Annotated in this window: 12 protein-coding genes and 1 pseudogene; 6 read left to right on the top strand and 7 right to left on the bottom strand. The window is 73.6% G+C overall.

What is annotated here, in order from left to right; all coding sequences use genetic code 11:
* Positions 1-39: 39 nt before the first annotated feature.
* Both LCD35_RS15295 and LCD35_RS15290 read right to left on the bottom strand, forming a co-directional pair.
* Positions 40-909, bottom strand: coding sequence for a MoxR family ATPase (locus LCD35_RS15295; RefSeq protein WP_224960034.1), 870 nt, complete (start codon positions 907-909; stop codon positions 40-42).
* A gap of 49 nt (positions 910-958) precedes the next feature.
* Positions 959-1516 carry a suppressor of fused domain protein gene (locus LCD35_RS15290; protein WP_224960036.1) on the bottom strand — a complete coding sequence of 186 codons (558 nt, stop codon included), beginning with the start codon at positions 1514-1516 and terminating at the stop codon, positions 959-961.
* A gap of 230 nt (positions 1517-1746) precedes the next feature.
* On the opposite strand from LCD35_RS15290, the gene LCD35_RS15285 reads away from it, so the two are divergent.
* Positions 1747-1896 (top strand): PspC domain-containing protein, encoded by a 150-nt coding sequence (locus LCD35_RS15285; protein ID WP_224960038.1) that lies wholly within the window; start codon positions 1747-1749, stop codon positions 1894-1896.
* A gap of 16 nt (positions 1897-1912) precedes the next feature.
* On the opposite strand, the gene LCD35_RS15280 is transcribed toward LCD35_RS15285, so the two are convergent.
* From LCD35_RS15280 to LCD35_RS15260, 5 genes are all read right to left on the bottom strand, one after another.
* Positions 1913-3931 carry a beta-N-acetylglucosaminidase domain-containing protein gene (locus LCD35_RS15280; RefSeq protein WP_225044368.1) on the bottom strand — a complete coding sequence of 673 codons (2019 nt, stop codon included), beginning with the start codon at positions 3929-3931 and terminating at the stop codon, positions 1913-1915.
* A gap of 231 nt (positions 3932-4162) precedes the next feature.
* Positions 4163-5797 carry a chaperonin GroEL gene (gene groL, locus LCD35_RS15275; RefSeq protein ID WP_224960042.1) on the bottom strand — a complete coding sequence of 545 codons (1635 nt, stop codon included), beginning with the start codon at positions 5795-5797 and terminating at the stop codon, positions 4163-4165.
* A 301-nt stretch (positions 5798-6098) separates the two neighbouring features.
* Positions 6099-7433: a serine/threonine-protein kinase gene (locus LCD35_RS15270; RefSeq protein ID WP_224960044.1), complete on the bottom strand. Its 1335-nt coding sequence runs from the start codon at positions 7431-7433 to the stop codon at positions 6099-6101.
* Positions 7434-7546: 113 nt separating this feature from the next.
* On the bottom strand, positions 7547-7750 hold the full coding sequence (locus LCD35_RS15265; RefSeq protein WP_184483357.1) for a cold-shock protein: 204 nt from the start codon (positions 7748-7750) through the stop codon (positions 7547-7549).
* A gap of 446 nt (positions 7751-8196) precedes the next feature.
* Positions 8197-8865, bottom strand: a complete 669-nt coding sequence (locus tag LCD35_RS15260; protein ID WP_224960045.1) for a TIGR00266 family protein — start codon at positions 8863-8865, stop codon at positions 8197-8199.
* A gap of 99 nt (positions 8866-8964) precedes the next feature.
* Between LCD35_RS15260 and glp the strand changes: the two genes are divergently transcribed.
* The 5 genes and pseudogenes from glp to LCD35_RS15235 all read left to right on the top strand — a co-directional run.
* Complete coding sequence (gene glp, locus LCD35_RS15255) at positions 8965-10209, top strand: gephyrin-like molybdotransferase Glp (protein ID WP_224960046.1); 1245 nt, start codon at positions 8965-8967, stop codon at positions 10207-10209.
* Between the two features lie 109 nt (positions 10210-10318).
* Positions 10319-12280 (top strand): M48 family metallopeptidase, encoded by a 1962-nt coding sequence (locus tag LCD35_RS15250; RefSeq protein WP_224966589.1) that lies wholly within the window; start codon positions 10319-10321, stop codon positions 12278-12280.
* Positions 12281-12913: 633 nt separating this feature from the next.
* Complete coding sequence (locus LCD35_RS15245; protein ID WP_224960048.1) at positions 12914-13657, top strand: phosphatidylserine decarboxylase; 744 nt, start codon at positions 12914-12916, stop codon at positions 13655-13657.
* Positions 13654-14601, top strand: a complete 948-nt coding sequence (pssA, locus tag LCD35_RS15240; protein WP_225044367.1) for a CDP-diacylglycerol--serine O-phosphatidyltransferase — start codon at positions 13654-13656, stop codon at positions 14599-14601. The genes LCD35_RS15245 and pssA overlap by 4 nt, the downstream gene beginning before the upstream one ends.
* An 82-nt stretch (positions 14602-14683) precedes the next feature.
* Positions 14684-15303: pseudogene (locus tag LCD35_RS15235) on the top strand (ATPase); the annotation flags it as partial.

The following is a 15303-nucleotide window of genomic DNA, read 5'->3' as shown; positions in this document are numbered from 1 at the left end:
AGACCGGCGGTGGTGCTCACCGCTCCATGATGCCCGGCGTCAGCCGAGCAGCCCGGCGGCGCGCACCCGGTCCGCGTCCTCCCGGTACTTCAGCACCGCACCGAGCGCGGCGGCCGCCCGCTCCGGGTCGAACTCGGCGGCGCCCAGCGCTTGCAACGCCCGCGCCCAGTCCAGCGCCTCCGCCACGCCCGGCGGTTTCACCAGCTCCAGCTCCCGCATCCGCTGCACCGCGTCCGCCACCTGCGCGGCGAGCCGCTCGTCCAGGCCGGGCGACCGGCGGCGCAGGATCGCGACCTCCCGCGCCAGGTCCGGGTGGTCCAGCCAGTGGTACAGGCAGCGGCGCTTCAGCGCGTCGTGCAGTTCGCGGGTGCGGTTCGAGGTCAGCACCACCACCGGGGGCACCTCGGCGCGGACCTCGCCGAACTCCGGGATGCTCACCGCGTGCTCGGACAGGAACTCCAGCAGGAACGCCTCGAACTCGTCGTCGGCGCGGTCGATCTCGTCCACCAGCAGCACGCACGGCGCTTCCCGCAACGCCCGCAGCAGCGGACGGGCCAGCAGGAACCGCTCCCGGTACAGCGAAGGTTCCGCGGCGTCCGCGTCCAGCGCTCCGCCCGCCGCGGCCTCCAAGGTGCGCAGGTGCAGCAGCTGCCGCGGGAAGTCCCAGTCGTAAAGGGCCTGCGCGGCGTCGATGCCCTCGTGGCACTGCAACCGGATCAGCCGCACGCCGAGCGCCGCGGCCAGCGACCGCGCGAGCTCCGTCTTGCCGGTGCCCGGCTCGCCCTCGCACAGCAGCGGGCGGTGCATCCGCAGCGCGAGGAACACCGCCGTGGCGATGCCCTCGTCCGGCAGGTACCCGGTCGCGTCCAGCGCCGCGGCCACCTCGGCCGGGGAACGCCACTCACCCATCCCGCGAGCGTAACCACCCGCGGGCCGCGCGGCGCCCGGCTCGCGCGGGTCAGGCCGCGGACGGCCTGCGGATGTCGGTGAGGTCCACGTTCCGCTGCTCCCAGCGGTCGTAGAGGGCGTCCCGGCCGTAGCGGGCCACCAGCTGCGACTCGCCGCGGGTGACCGGCAGCAGCGTGATCAGCTGCAGCACCGGGCCGCCGTCCTCGTCCAGCAGCACGTCGAACTCGTCGGCCAGGTACGGGTGCGGCGCGGCCAGCGCGCCCGCGATCTCGGTCTCCGGCAGCAGCAGGCGGTCGTTCATGATCAGGGCACCGTAGCCGACGCGGCTGTTCGACTCGGTGAGCAGTTCGGCGACCACCGCCGTGAGGTGCCTGCCGTGGATCTCCTGGTCGGCGTGCACCGTGCACAGCACCTCCTGCGGCAGCGGGGCGCCCGCCGTGTGCTCGCGCAGCCCGCTGGTCAGCACCGACACGTACGGCCCGGAGCGGTGGTCGCAGTAGACGAGGTGGTACGCGCGCTCGCGCCCGCCGGTGCCGCGGGAGTCCGCGCCGCGGACCGTGCCGACGTACTTCTCGACGTGCGCGGGGAACCCGCTGAACCGGCTCATGCCACCCCTTCCGTTCGAAGCCGATCATGTCACGGGCGGGGTGCCGGACCGTCCGGGTGCGGGGCTTCCCGGAGGCGGGCGCCGGAAGGCGTAGGGGTGCGGACCGGGGTCGCCCCGGATGTTCCGGGGCCGTCCGGCGACCAGTCTGGTGGCATGACGGAGACGACGAACCACCTGGACACCGGCACCACCGAGACCGGGCCGGACGGCCTCGGCGGCGGCGGGACGGGATGCTCGCCGGGGTGTGCGGCGGCGCCGCCGACCTGCTCGGCATCGACGCGACCCTGGTGCGGGTCGCGCTGGTCGCCGCCACCGTCCTCGGCTTCGGCACCGGGATCCTGCTGTACCTGGTCTGCTGGGTCCTGGTCCCGGAGGGCTGAGCCCCCGCCGACCGGCTTACAGCTGCGGGGCCTGCCGGACGAACACGTCCAGCACCCCGTCGGCGAGGCGCACCGGGCCCTGCGGCCGGGTCTCGCCCGGAATCGTCTGCACCTGCTCGGCCCGACGGGCCAGGTCGGCCGCGACGGCGAACCGCTCGTCCGCGACCTGCCCGGCACCGTCCTCCCGCGCCTGCAGGCCGTCCACCGTGGTCACGAGCGCGTCACCCCACAGGTCGGTGGCCCGCAGCCACGGCTCCGAGTCGGCGACGAAGTCCGCGGGCGCCGACTCGCGGATGAGCTCCGGGGCGTCCGCGATCTGCCGCGCGTAGTCCCGCAGCTCGTTCAGCGCCCGCGCCCGGTCCCCGCCATCCCACCCGGAGCGGAACTCCTCGATGCGCCGCGCCAGCTCCGGCGCCGGCGGCAGCCACGGGGAACCGTTCGCCAGCGGCGCCATGCTGTTGAGGTCGAAGAACACCTGCAGGGCCCGCGTCGTCGCCGGGTCGGCCGCCGAAGCCGGGCGCAACGCCGCCGCCGGGTCCGTCGCCAGGTAGCGCGCCGCCGCGCGGTGCGCGCGCTGCGCGTCGAAGTCGTCGTCGTTCCAGGCGAAGTCGGCCGCGCCGATCTCGACGACCTTGCTGGCCGCGGCCTGGTTCATCGGGTTCACCACGTCACCGACGAGCTGCTCGCCCAAGCCCGGTTCGCGTTCCCCGTACGGCCCGAGCAGCAACCGGCCCTCAGAGCCGTCGAAGTCGTTGACCGGGTAGTTGTCCCACAGGAACACCTTCCGGCCCCACGCCTGCGCGGCCTTCTCCGCGTCCGAGACGGTGATCTGCCGCGGGATCACGCCGTCCCCGGTCCACATCGCCACGACCCGCGGGTCCAGACCCTCGCGCAGCGCCGTCTTGTACGGCGAGTCGTCGTAGTCGGAGTACTCGGTGGGCACCATCTGCAACGGGCGCGCGTCGGGGTGGGTGTCGATGAACTCGCGCTGCACGCGGCTGAGGATCTCCGCCTGCGCGCGGCCCGCCGCCGACTCGCCGGGTGCGCCGTAGCGCGCCTGGTCCTCCCCGCAGTTCCAGCGGGTGTAGGAGATGTCGTCGAACGGCACCGAGAAGTCCCGCACGCCCGAGTCGTACACGGCCTGCAGCTTCGCCAGCAGCGCCTGGAAGTCCGCGGGGTCGCTGAAGCAGATCGACTGGCCGGGGGACAGCGCGAAGGTGAACCGCACGTGGTGCGCCGCGGCCTGGCCGATCAGCTCGCGCACCTCGGAGAGCTTGTCCGCCGGGTACGGCTCGCGCCAGCGCTCCCGGTGGTACGGGTCGTCCTTCGGCGCGTAGACGTAGGTGTTGAGCTTGACGTCGCCGTAGAACGCCAGCTGGTCCATCCGTTCCGCGTGCGTCCACGGGCTCCCGTAGAAGCCTTCGATGGAGCCGCGGATCGGCATGTTCGGCTGGTCGACCACGCCGACCCCGGCGATCCGGCCGGGCGACGCGAGCTGGCGCAGCGTCTGCACGCCGTAGTAGGCGCCCGCCGCGTCGTCGGCGCCGATCACCACGGTGTCCTGGCCGCCGCGCGCGGCGAGCACGTAGCCCTCCGCGGGCAGCGGTGACGGCGCGCCCCACCCGTTGGCCTGCAGGCCCTTCACCACGCCGGGGGCCATCCGGTCCCCGATCCGCACCAGCAGCGTCGCGTCCTCGGCGGGCGGGCCCGGTTCGCGCACCACCACGTCGGAGGCACCGGCCTCGCGCAGCACGCGCTGCGCCAGGTCCCGGGTGGGTTCGTCCACGAAGGGGTCGACGACGAGCTCGACCTTGCCGCGCACCGCGACGTCGTCGCCGAGCCGCTCGGCCTTCTGCGGCTGCGGCACCACCTCGGGCACGCCTTCGGCCGGGTAGGACGACGGCCCCGCTTCCGCGCCCGCGCCGGGCTGCGGCGGTGGCGGTGCCGCGTCGGTGCAACCCGCGGCGACCAGCGCGGCGCTGAGCACGATCGCCGCCGAACCACCGAACCGGCGCAACGCACCTGGAATGGCCATTCGCCCGAACCTCCTCGACCTGAGCGGACGTGTCACGTGGGTGCTCAGGAGATCACACCGTCCCGGCGGACGCCGCGACCTGACCGGCTTGCGCCACGCGTCCGGCCGCAGCGTCCCCCGATCGGCCGCAGGCCGGCCGGGCCCGGAGCGCGAGAAGGGCCGCCCCGGAACGGGACGGCCCTTCTCGTGCGGTTGCTGGGATTCAGCGCGAACCCCGGTGACCGGCCTGGGTCACATCATGCCGCCCATGCCACCCATCGGGTCGCCACCGCCGGCCGCACCGGCGGCTTCCTTCTCCGGCTTGTCCGCGACCACGGCTTCGGTGGTCAGGAACAGCGCGGCGATCGACGCGGCGTTCTGCAGCGCCGAGCGGGTGACCTTGGTCGGGTCCGGCACGCCGGCCGCCAGCAGGTCCTCGTACTCGCCGGTCGCGGCGTTGAGGCCGTGCCCGACGGGCAGGTTCTTGACCTTCTCCGCCACGACGCCGCCTTCGAGACCGGCGTTGATCGCGATCTGCTTCAGCGGGGCCTCGACGGCCAGCTTGACGCTGTTGGCACCGGTCGCCTCGTCGCCCTCGAGCTTGAGGCCGTCGAACGCGGACACGGCGGCCTGCAGCAGGGCCACGCCGCCACCGGCGACGACACCCTCCTCGACGGCGGCCTTGGCGTTGCGGACCGCGTCCTCGATGCGGTGCTTGCGCTCCTTGAGCTCGACCTCGGTCGCCGCACCCGCCTTGATGACGGCCACGCCACCGGCCAGCTTGGCCAAGCGCTCCTGCAGCTTCTCGCGGTCGTAGTCGGAGTCCGAGCGGTCGATCTCGGCGCGGATCTCGTTGACCCGGCCGGCGATCTGCTCGTCGTCGCCCGCACCTTCGACGATGGTGGTCTCGTCCTTGGTGACGACGACCTTGCGGGCCTGGCCCAGCAGCGGCAGGTCCGCGGTCTCCAGCTTGAGGCCGACCTCTTCGCTGATGACCTGGCCGCCGGTCAGGATCGCCATGTCCTGCAGCATCGCCTTGCGGCGGTCGCCGAAGCCGGGGGCCTTGACCGCGACGGACTTGAAGGTGCCGCGGATCTTGTTGACCACCAGGGTGGACAGGGCCTCGCCCTCGACGTCCTCGGAGATGATCAGCAGCGGCTTGTTGGCCTGCATGACCTTCTCGAGCAGCGGGAGCAGGTCCTTGATGTTCGAGACCTTGGAGCTCAGCAGCAGGATGTACGGGTCGTCGAGCGACGCCTCCATCCGCTCCGTGTCGGTGACGAAGTAAGGCGAGATGTAGCCCTTGTCGAAGCGCATGCCCTCGGTGAGCTCGAGTTCGAGCCCGAAGGTGTTGCTCTCCTCGACGGTGATGACGCCTTCCTTGCCGACCTTGTCCATGGCCTCGGCGATCAGCTCGCCGATCTGGCGGTCGCCGGCCGAGATCGCCGCGGTGGAGGCGATCTGGTCCTTGGTCTCGATCTCCTTGGCGCTCTTGAGGAGCTGCTCGGCGATCGCCTCGGTGGCCTTCTCGATGCCCCGCTTGAGGGCGATCGGGCTGGCGCCGGCGGCGACGTTGCGCAGACCCTCGCGCACCAGCGCCTGGGCGAGCACGGTGGCGGTCGTCGTGCCGTCACCGGCGACGTCATCGGTCTTCTTCGCCACTTCCTTGACGAGCTCGGCCCCGATCTTCTCGTACGGGTCCTCGAGCTCGATCTCCTTGGCGATGGAGACGCCGTCGTTGGTGATGGTCGGCGCGCCCCACTTCTTCTCGAGCACGACGTTGCGGCCCCTCGGCCCGAGCGTCACCTTGACGGCGTCAGCGAGGGTGTTCATGCCGCGCTCAAGGCCGCGGCGGGCTTCCTCGTCGAACGCGATCATCTTGGCCATTGCGGTGTGGTCCTCCACCTATCTGGACGCCACGAAAGGCAGATTCACCCCGTGGCAGGACTCTGTGCTCGGCCAGGCTCGGTGCCCGCGACGGACGACCGGTCGCGCACCCGCCGTCGTGTGGCGGAGCGCGGACGGCCTCACCGTCCCGACCTGGCACTCAACTGCGCTGAGTGCCAAATCCAGGTTTAGCACTCACGCCGGGCGAGTGCAAGCCGCTTCGGCGCGCGATGCCTCGACCAGCCGCATTTCCCCCGTTCGGGCCGTACGCGGCCACCCGACGGGGTGGCCGACGCCATGCTCAGCGGCCGACCGTCGGGACCTCGGTGGGCAGGCCGCTCGGCTCGACCGAGGACGAGTTCGCGGCCGACGTCGTGGCCCCGCCGGAGCCGCCGGAACCGCCGCTCGACGAGGACGCCAGCGCGATGAACACGATCACCAGGACGATCGCGGCGAGCGCGATCAGCAGCGGCACCAGCCACTTCGCCGAACCACCGCCCTTGTCGGTGGCGAACGACGCGGACTGCGCCGGCATCGGCGGGCGCAACCGCACCGGATCGGCGCCGGGACCGGACATCGGGCGCGGCGGCTGCTGGTACGGCGGGCCGTACGGACCGGACTGCTGCGGCCCCGGTGCGGGCTGCGGGCCGGACGGTGCGGGCTGCGGGCCGGTGACCGGCGCGGCGGGCGGCGGGACCGGGCCGGACTGCTGCGGCGAGCGGGCCGGCGGCGGCGCGGGCTGGACCTGCTGCGGGCCGGACGGCGGCCCGAGCGTCGGCATCGTCTTCTTCGTCGGCGCGTCCGGCGGCGCGTTCAGCGCGGCCTTCGCCGCCGCCATCAGCTCCTTGCAGGTGTCGTAGCGCTGGTCGGCCTTCTTCGACATGCCCTTGCGCAGCACCTCGTCCAGCCCCACCGGCAGCGCCACCAGCGACAGCGCGGACGGCGGCGCGGTGCCCAGGTGGCCCTGGATGACCTCCTGCACCTGGCCCTGGAACGGCGGGCCGCCGGTCAGGCAGGCGAACAGCATGCAGCACAGCGCGTACAGGTCGGTGCGGCCGTCCACCGGCTCGCCGCGCAGGTGCTCGGGCGCGGCGTAGGTCGGGGAGCCGAGGAAGTCGCCGGAGCTGGTGCGGTGCCCGGTCGCGCCGCGGCGGGTGAGCCCGAAGTCCGCGAGGTACACGTGCTCGTTGGACGACTCCCGCGAGGTCACCAGCACGTTCGCCGGCTTCAGGTCGAGGTGCACCAGACCGCGCTCGTGCAGCATGTCCAGCGCCTCGGCGACCTGGCTGAGCAGCTCCAGCGCGCGCGGCGGCGAGATCGGCCCGTCCTTGATCAGGCTGGCCAGGTCGGACCCGTCGACCAGCCGCATCGCGATGTAGAGCATGCCGTCGACCTCGCCGAAGTCGTACAGCGGCACGATGTTCGCGTGGTCGATGGCCGAGGTGTTGCGGGCTTCGTCGACGAAGCGCTCGCGGAACTCCGCGTCGCCGGTGATGTGCTCGCCCATGATCTTGAGCGCGACCTTGCGGCCCAGCCGGGTATCGGTGGCGCGGTACATCACGCTCATACCGCCGCGGCCGAGCACTCCGTCGATCTTGTAGTGGCCGAGACGGCGCCCGGTGAGGTCTTCCGACACGTCAGGGAGCCTAACGTCCCGCGATCTTCCCCGTCTGCGGGTTCCACCGGTTCGGGCCGGAAGAGCCCAGTGGCCCGCCCCCGGTTGCGGGGCGGGCCACTGGGCGGCGGGTTTCAGACCTTGCGGACGCCGTCGGCTTGGCTTCGACCGTCGCGCCCCGCCTTCACCTCGAATTCGACCCGGTCACCTTCGGCGAGGGTGCGGAAACCGGACATGTTGATCGCGGAGTAGTGCACGAACACATCGGAACCACCATCGGTGGCGATGAAGCCGTACCCCTTCTCCGAGTTGAACCATTTGACCGTGCCGACCGCCACGGCGTCCTCCTCGTTGAAATGTGATGCGCAGCGCCCCGAAAAAGCGCCGATGGAGCACGGATGACGCTACCGGAGTCGACCCGGTTCGTCCGCTGTTGACCATTGCGACTTTTCCGCGAAATACTGCTCCGAACGAGTGCATTTCCCAGCCACGGCGCGTAGCCGGAGCGATTCGGTTGGGCCGATTCGCCGACACGAGAATCAGGGAATATTCCGAATTTCGCAGCGGCGCGGGAGCAGCGGCGCGAAAGCCGGCCGGAACCCGCGCTCCGGCATCCGGCGGCGCGGGCGAACGCGCAGCGGGCACCGCCGGACGGACCGATCCGGAACGAGCGCGGGCGCAATCCGAAATGAAGATCGTTCCCCATTGCCGCCCGCCCGCGAGACCCGGCATCGAACCCGGCCACCGAAAGCGGCCCGCATTCCCGCGCCGCCGAATACCGCGCTCAAGAACGGGGTGCGCCGAACCCCTGCGAATGCAACCAGCCCACCATGGAACGCGGATCCCGCGTCTGCACCAGCACCTGGCCCGGGCCGGCGAAATCGAACACCAGCCCCTCCCCCGTCTTCAACGACTGCGCCACGCCCTGCCCCAGCTGCCGCAACCGCGTCTGCACCGCATCCCCGTACGCCACCACGTGCCCGGGTGAGACGGTGAGGAACTCCCCCGGCTGCAAGGTCATCACGTCCAGCGCGCCGCAGCAGGCCAGCACCACCGGCCCCTGGCCGCTGACGTGGCCGAGGAAACCGCGCTCCCCGCCGAAGAGGTTCTTGAACCCGGCCCACTGCTCGTCGAACCGCACCCCGGAGGCGGACGCGAGCCACGCCGACCCCGTCACGCACCAGCCCTGGCCGTCCGGCTCCAGCACGTGCAGATCACCCGGCAGCGCGGGCGCCACGTCCACCCAGCCGCCCTGCTGCCCGGCGGTGCAGGTGGTCACGGCGGCGGACCGGCCCTTCGCCAGCGACTTGAGCAGACCTCCGCCGCGCACCTCCACCGCCACGCCGTAGCTGGTGGCCAGCAGCGCACCGGAGGCGATCCGGACGGGTTCGCCGGGCGCGAGCAGCAGCCGGGACACTCCGAACGACGGCGTGTGCCGGTTCCGCACCTGCACAGCCCCTCCCCTCCCCGCGCCGCTCACACGATCGCCCGGCAGTCTGCCACGGGCGCCCGGGCGACTTTCCGCACGCCGGTGGCGACAGCCCGGTACCCGATGCCCGATGATCGGGGCGTGCCCCACGCAACTGGACCCTCCGGCCTGACCCCGGTGCCCGCGCACCGCGCGCGGGTCGCGGCGCTGCTGACCCCGGCGCCGGTGGAATCCCGGCCGCTCGCCGATTGCCTCGGGCTGGCGCTGGCCGAGGACCTCGTCGCGGCGATCCCGCTGCCGCCCTTCGACAACTCGGCGATGGACGGCTACGCCGTGCGGTCCGTGGACGTCACCGGAGCGAGCCCCGAGCAGCCCGTGGTGCTGCCGGTGGCCGAAGACCTGCCCGCCGGGCGGGTCGACAGCCCGCCGCTGCTGCCCGGCACCGCGCACCGGATCATGACCGGCGCCCAGGTGCCGTCCGGCGCGGACGCGATCGTGCCGGTGGAGCGCACCGACGGCGGCACCGCCGAAGTGCGGGTGCACGCCTCGGCGCAACCCGGCGTGCACGTGCGCCGCGCCGGGGAGGACGTGCGGGTCGGCACGGCCGTGCTGGCGGCGGGGACCACGCTGGGCCCCACCCAGCTGGGCATCGCCGCCGCCGTCGGCGCCGCGCGGCTGCCCGTGCGCAGACCCGTGCGGGTGCTGGTGCTGTCCACCGGCTCGGAACTCGTCGAACCCGGTTCCCCGCTGCGGACCGGGCAGATCTACGAGTCCAACGGCCTGATGCTGGCCACCGCGGTGCGGGAGGCGGGCGGGCGCGCCGAGCTGCTGCGCTTCGTGCCGGACGACGTGGCGTCGTTCCACGCCGCGCTCGCCCCGCACCTGGACGAGACCGACCTGATCATCACCTCCGGCGGGGTCAGCGCCGGGGCGTACGAGGTGGTGAAGGACTCGCTGTCCGGCAACGGCGTCGAGTTCACCAAGGTCGCCATGCAGCCCGGGATGCCGCAGGGCGCCGGCCGGTACCGGGGCGGGCCCGCGGTGGTGACGCTGCCCGGCAACCCGGTCAGCGCGATGGTCTCCTTCGAGGTCTTCGTGCGGCCCGCGCTGCGCGCCGCGGCCGGGCACCGGCAGGCCGAGCGGCCCGGCAGGAAGGCGACGCTGACCAGCTCGCTGGAGGGCCCGCCCGGCAAGCGGCAGTACCGCAGGGCGCTGTACGACCCCGCCACCGACGAGGTCACCCCGCACGGTGGCCCCGGATCGCACCTGCTGTCCGCGATGGCCACGGCGAACTGCCTGCTGGAAGTACCGGAGGAAACGGTGGAACTGCCCGCCGGTTCCACTGTGGACGTACTTCTGATGGATTGACGTCCGGCTGATTTCCGCTAAGACTGCCCCCGCACCTCCCGTCGCTGCGCTCGTCGCGCCGGGTTCGGACCGCGAGCAGTCGACACCTTCACTCGGGAGTTTCAACACCGTGCGTGGCCCCTGGCGCGCCACCTTGGCGCTGGCGTTGCACATCGGCTTCTTCGCCGTGCCCCTCTGCTTGGTGCTGGGCCTGCTCTTGGTAGCGGCCTACACCATCCGCCTCGACTTCGGGGGCGGCGTCCGCGCCGGGTTCGCCGCGGTCGTGGTGGCCGCGGTGATCGGCATCGGGCTGCGGACCGTGCTGCGCAGACGCGAACGCCCGCGCGGCGTCGAGCTGACCCGCGGCGCGCAGCCCAAGGTCTGGAAGATGGTCGACTCGATCTGCTCGGGGTCCGGCGCGTCCGCCCCGGACGGGGTCCGGGTGACCTCGCAGCCCACCGCCCGGCTGCGGGAGGACACCGCGCTGCTCGGCCTGAAGGTCCGCTCCCGGCACCTGGAGATCGGGTTACCGCTGATCGCCGGGCTGTCCACCAGCGAACTGCGCGCCGTCACCGCCCGCGAGCTGGGCCGCACCGTCGGCGCCGGGAAGTTCGTCGTGCTGGCCGACCGGGTGGAGACCAGCGTGCGGCGCACCGCGACCGGGCTCACCGGCGGACCGGTGAAGTGGCTGTTCACCGGGTACGCCCGCGCCTACTCGGCGGTGGCTGCCGGGGTCGGCGACCGGCTGTGGTTCGGCGCGGACACCATCGCGGTGAAGGCCGCGGGCAAGCGGGCCGCGGTCACCTCGCTGCGCAAGATGAAGGCGATCGAGTTCGGCTGGCGCGACTACGCCGAGCAGTACCTGAGCATGGCCACCAAGGTCGAGCACACCCCGGACCTGCTGCTGGGCTTCCGGGCGTTCATGGACCACCCGGAGCGCAAGCCGCAGCTGGCCGAGCGGGTCAAGCAGGCCCTCGCCGAGGAGCACGACGTGCACCCGTCCACCCGGGAGCGGGTGGAGGCGATGAAGCGGCTGCGCGGCGGCGACCGGGAACCCGAGGAGGCGCCCGCGTTCGCGCTGCTGCGCGAACCGCGCAAGAGCGTTCCCGAGCTGGAGAGCCGGCTGCTCGTGGACGGCCTCGGGCCGCGGCTGCCGTGGCCGGACCTGGCCCGCAAGGCGGGGGCCGCGGAGGTCGCCCGGCAGGCGGGCCTGCTGAGCTCGGCGGTCGAGCAGAGCGGCCTGGAGTGCCCGCCCGCGATCGGCGGGGTGCTCGCCGCCATCCACCGCGGCGAGGGCGCGGACCTGATCAACCCGGTGCTGAACCCGGGCCTGAGCCCGGACCGGGTGGACGACGCCGCCGTGGACACGCTCACCGAGCTGCTCGGCGGCGCCGTGGTGGACGCGCTGGTGTGCGCGGGCCGGGCGCAGCACGAGCTGGACTGGGCGGGCGAGTCGGTGGTGCGGCTCAGCGGTGGCCGGCCGCTGGACCCGGACCGGCTGGTGCGCCCGGCGGTGGCGGATCCGCGGCTGGTGCCCGGGCTGCACCGGGCGCTGGTGGACCTCGGCGTACCGCTGCAGCACGCCCGCGAACCCGCCGCGGAGCCGGAGCCGTCGGTGTCCGGGATCGTCAGCCCGGTGCAGTACGCGGGCGAGCGCTACGACCTGCTGGTGACGGATCGCGGGCTGGTGTTCCTGCCGAGCTCGGCGAGCACGGCGCGACGGCTGCTGGCGGGCGCTTCGGCCCGGATGTGGCAGTCGGAGCTGGAGGAGCTGGACGAGCTGATGGTCGCCCCGGTGGACCGGCTGCGGGACCGGGACGGCGCGCAGTGGGTGGACAGCCGGGACGTGGCGGCGACGACGCTGGTGCAGGATCGCTCGGGCTGGTCGTTGAAGCTGGAGCTGTACCTGGACGACGCGTCCTCCTCGACGGTCCGCTCGGACGCGGTGGTGCTCGGCGAGGACGACGTGGCCGAGCTGGAGGTGCGCAGCACGCCCGATACGGACGAGCGCGGCGATCCCTACGGGGGTCTCGGCGAGCTGATGGGCGCGCGGATGCGGATCGACGACCGCCGGGAACCCTCGGACGAGTGAGTGATGGGGACCCAGTTTTGTCACGCTGAGTTACAAATTTCGTGCCCAATGTCCTCCGATAGCGGCTACGTAGTTCGTGTGAGCTCAATTACACTGGAAAACGCGTAACAACCTGTCGATCGACTCCGTCTCACAAGACGTCAGCCCCCTCCTCACCAGGGAGGGAGCGGACACCGGGCTCCGTGTGCCGTCGGGGGGTGCACGGGCCCACATCGGGGACCGTTCGGCGCCAACGGGGAGGCGCCTTGCGGTTGGGGGGGGGGGGGGGGGGGGGGGGGGGGGGGGGGGGGGGGGGGGGGGGGGGGGGGGGGGGGGGGGGGGGGCGCGCCCGCGCCCCCCCCCCCCCCCCCCCCCCACTTTTCCGTTCACCTGCGGAGACACCGCGCCGCGCCCGTCCCGAGGAGATCCTCCGGCCGCGCCGCCGCCCGGCCCCGCGCTCCCGGGACGCACCGCCCGCGCTCCACCACCGACGGCCCGGTCCGCCCGGCGCACGGCGCCGCGCGACCGTGGCCGGTGATCGACTCCGCCCCCTCGCGCAGCGGCCGCGAACCCGTCGGCGATGCTGTACCGGCCCGGCCGCAGCGCAGCCACCGCGCCGCGGTAACGACCTCCGACGCAGGGGTGTACAGCTCGATGAGCACCCAGACAGACCGGGGCAGCGCCCCCGCCAGCGGCAACCCGCTCGCGCACCTCGCCAAGCTCGCCCGCGACACCGTGCCGCCGATGCACCCGGCGGGCCGCCCGTTCGTGCTCGGCGCCGCCGTCGGCACCCTGCTGCTGCGCCGCGCGTGGCGCCCCGCCGGCGTGCTCGGCGCCGTCGCCACCGCGTGGTGCGCCTGGTTCTTCCGCGAACCGCAGCGGGTCACCCCCGGCCGCGCGGGCATCGCGGTCGCGCCCGCCGACGGCACCGTCGCGCACGTGGAGACCGCCACCCCGCCGCCCGAGCTCGGGCTCGGCGACCGGCCCATGACCCGGATCAGCGCGTTCCTCACCGTCTTCGACGTGCACGTGCAGCGGCTGCCGGTCGACGGCGAGATCGTGCGGGCCGCCTACCGCCCCGGCAAGTTCCTCTCCGCCGACCTGGACAAGGCCAGCGAGGACAACGAGCGCAACTCGCTGCTGCTGCGCACCGACGACGGCCAGGAGCTCGCCGTGGTGCAGATCGCCGGGCTCGTCGCCCGCCGCATCGTCTGCTCGGTGCAGAGCGGCGAGCGGGCCACCGCGGGCAGCACCTACGGGCTGATCCGCTTCGGCTCCCGGGTCGACCTCTACGTCCCGGCGGGCAGCCGGGTCCTCGTCGAACCCGGGCAGCGCACCGTCGGCGGCGAGACCGTCCTCGCCGAACTGCCCGAGCGGGCGGGTGGCGAGCGGGCATGAGCGGCGCCCGCCTCGCCCCGCCCGGAATCCGCCTGCTGCCCAACGCGATCACGGTGCTGGCGATGTGCGCCGGGCTCTCCGCCGTGCAGTTCGCGCTGAACGGGCAGCTGGTCGGCGCCATCGCGGCCGTCGCGGTGGCGGCGGTGCTCGACGGGCTGGACGGCCGGATCGCCCGGTTGCTGGACGCCACCACGCGGATGGGCGCCGAACTGGACTCGCTGTCCGACGCGATGTCGTTCGGCGTGGCCCCGGCGCTGACGCTGTACGCGTGGCAGCTGCAGGACAACCGGGCGGGCTGGATCGCCGCGCTGATCTTCGCGGTGTGCATGATCCTGCGGCTGGCGCGGTTCAACACGCTGCTCGACGACACCGAGCAGCCCGCGTTCAGCAAGGAGTTCTTCGTCGGCGTCCCGGCCCCCGCGGCCGGGTTGCTGGCGCTGCTGCCGCTCGTGCTCACCGCCCACTTCGGCTACCCGGGCTGGTGGGCGCAGCAGCCGGTGGTGATGGTGTGGATGGTCGCGGTCGCCGCGCTGGCGGTGAGCCGGGTGCCGACGCTGTCGCTGAAGACCGCGAAGGTTCCCGCACGGCTGGTCGCCCCGCTGCTGGTGCTGGTGGCCGTGCTGGCCGCCGCGGTCATCGTGTTCCCGCTGATCTCGCTCGCGGTGGCGCTCGTGGTGTACCTGGCGCACATCCCGTACGCCGTGTACCGGCACCGCTGGCTGGCCGCGCACCCCGAGGCGTGGGCGGCGGCTCCTCGCGAACGGCGCGCCATCCGCAGGCGCACCCAGCGGCGGCTCGGCCTGCGCCCGCCGCACCCGCGGCGCGCGCACGCCCGGGCCCGGCAGCGGATGCGCCGCAGCCGCGCCGGCGGCCCCGAGGGGCCGCGCCTGAGCTGGCGCCGCCTCGGCCTGCGCCGCAACCGGGGCAACCAGAACACCCGCTGACCGCCCGTCCTCGAATCCGGCCGCGGTCGTGCGCGGTGCCGCGCACCGACGGGGCGCCAGGAGCGGGCCGTACTGTCGGCGTGTGGCTTCGTTGACGTTGACCGTCCGGTTGTCCCCGTCCGCCGCCGACACCAGGCGCGGGGTGGTGCGGCTGCACCCCGAAGTGCTGGACGCGCTGGGCCTGCGCCAGTGGGACGCGGTGGCCCTCACCGGGGCCCGGGTGACCGTGGCGCTCGCCGCCGCGGCGGACCGGGGCGCCCCGGCGGGCGTGGTGCTGGTGGACGACGTGGCGCTGACGAACCTGGGGCTGGCCGAAGGCACCGAGGTCGGGGTCGCCCCGGTGCGCGCCGAGCCCGCGCGCGGCGTCACCGTCGCCGGGTCCCGGCTGGCCACCGCGACCGCACCGCCGGAGGTGATCCGGCTGGCGCTGACCGGGAAGGTCTTCCGGGCCGGCGACACCGTGTCGCTGCTGCCGCAGGACCTGGCTCCGTCCACGGCGGCCAACGCCGGGCAGGTGCGCAGCAGGCTGTCCGCCTCGATCGGGATGACCTGGACGACCGAGCTGATCACGATCGCGGCCACCGACCCGGACGGCCCCGTCACCGTGCAGCCGTCCACGGTGGTCACCTGGCGCGGCTCGACGCCGAGCGCGGACGCGCCCCCCGCCCGGCTCGACGCCGCCCCGGGCGGTCCGCTGAGCAG

This window comes from Saccharopolyspora sp. 6V (genome assembly GCF_020176785.1).
Classification (GTDB): domain Bacteria; phylum Actinomycetota; class Actinomycetes; order Mycobacteriales; family Pseudonocardiaceae; genus Saccharopolyspora_C; species Saccharopolyspora_C gregorii.
The sequence above is the reverse complement of the archived record's forward strand: the minus strand, read 5'-3'. Positions and strand labels throughout refer to the sequence as shown.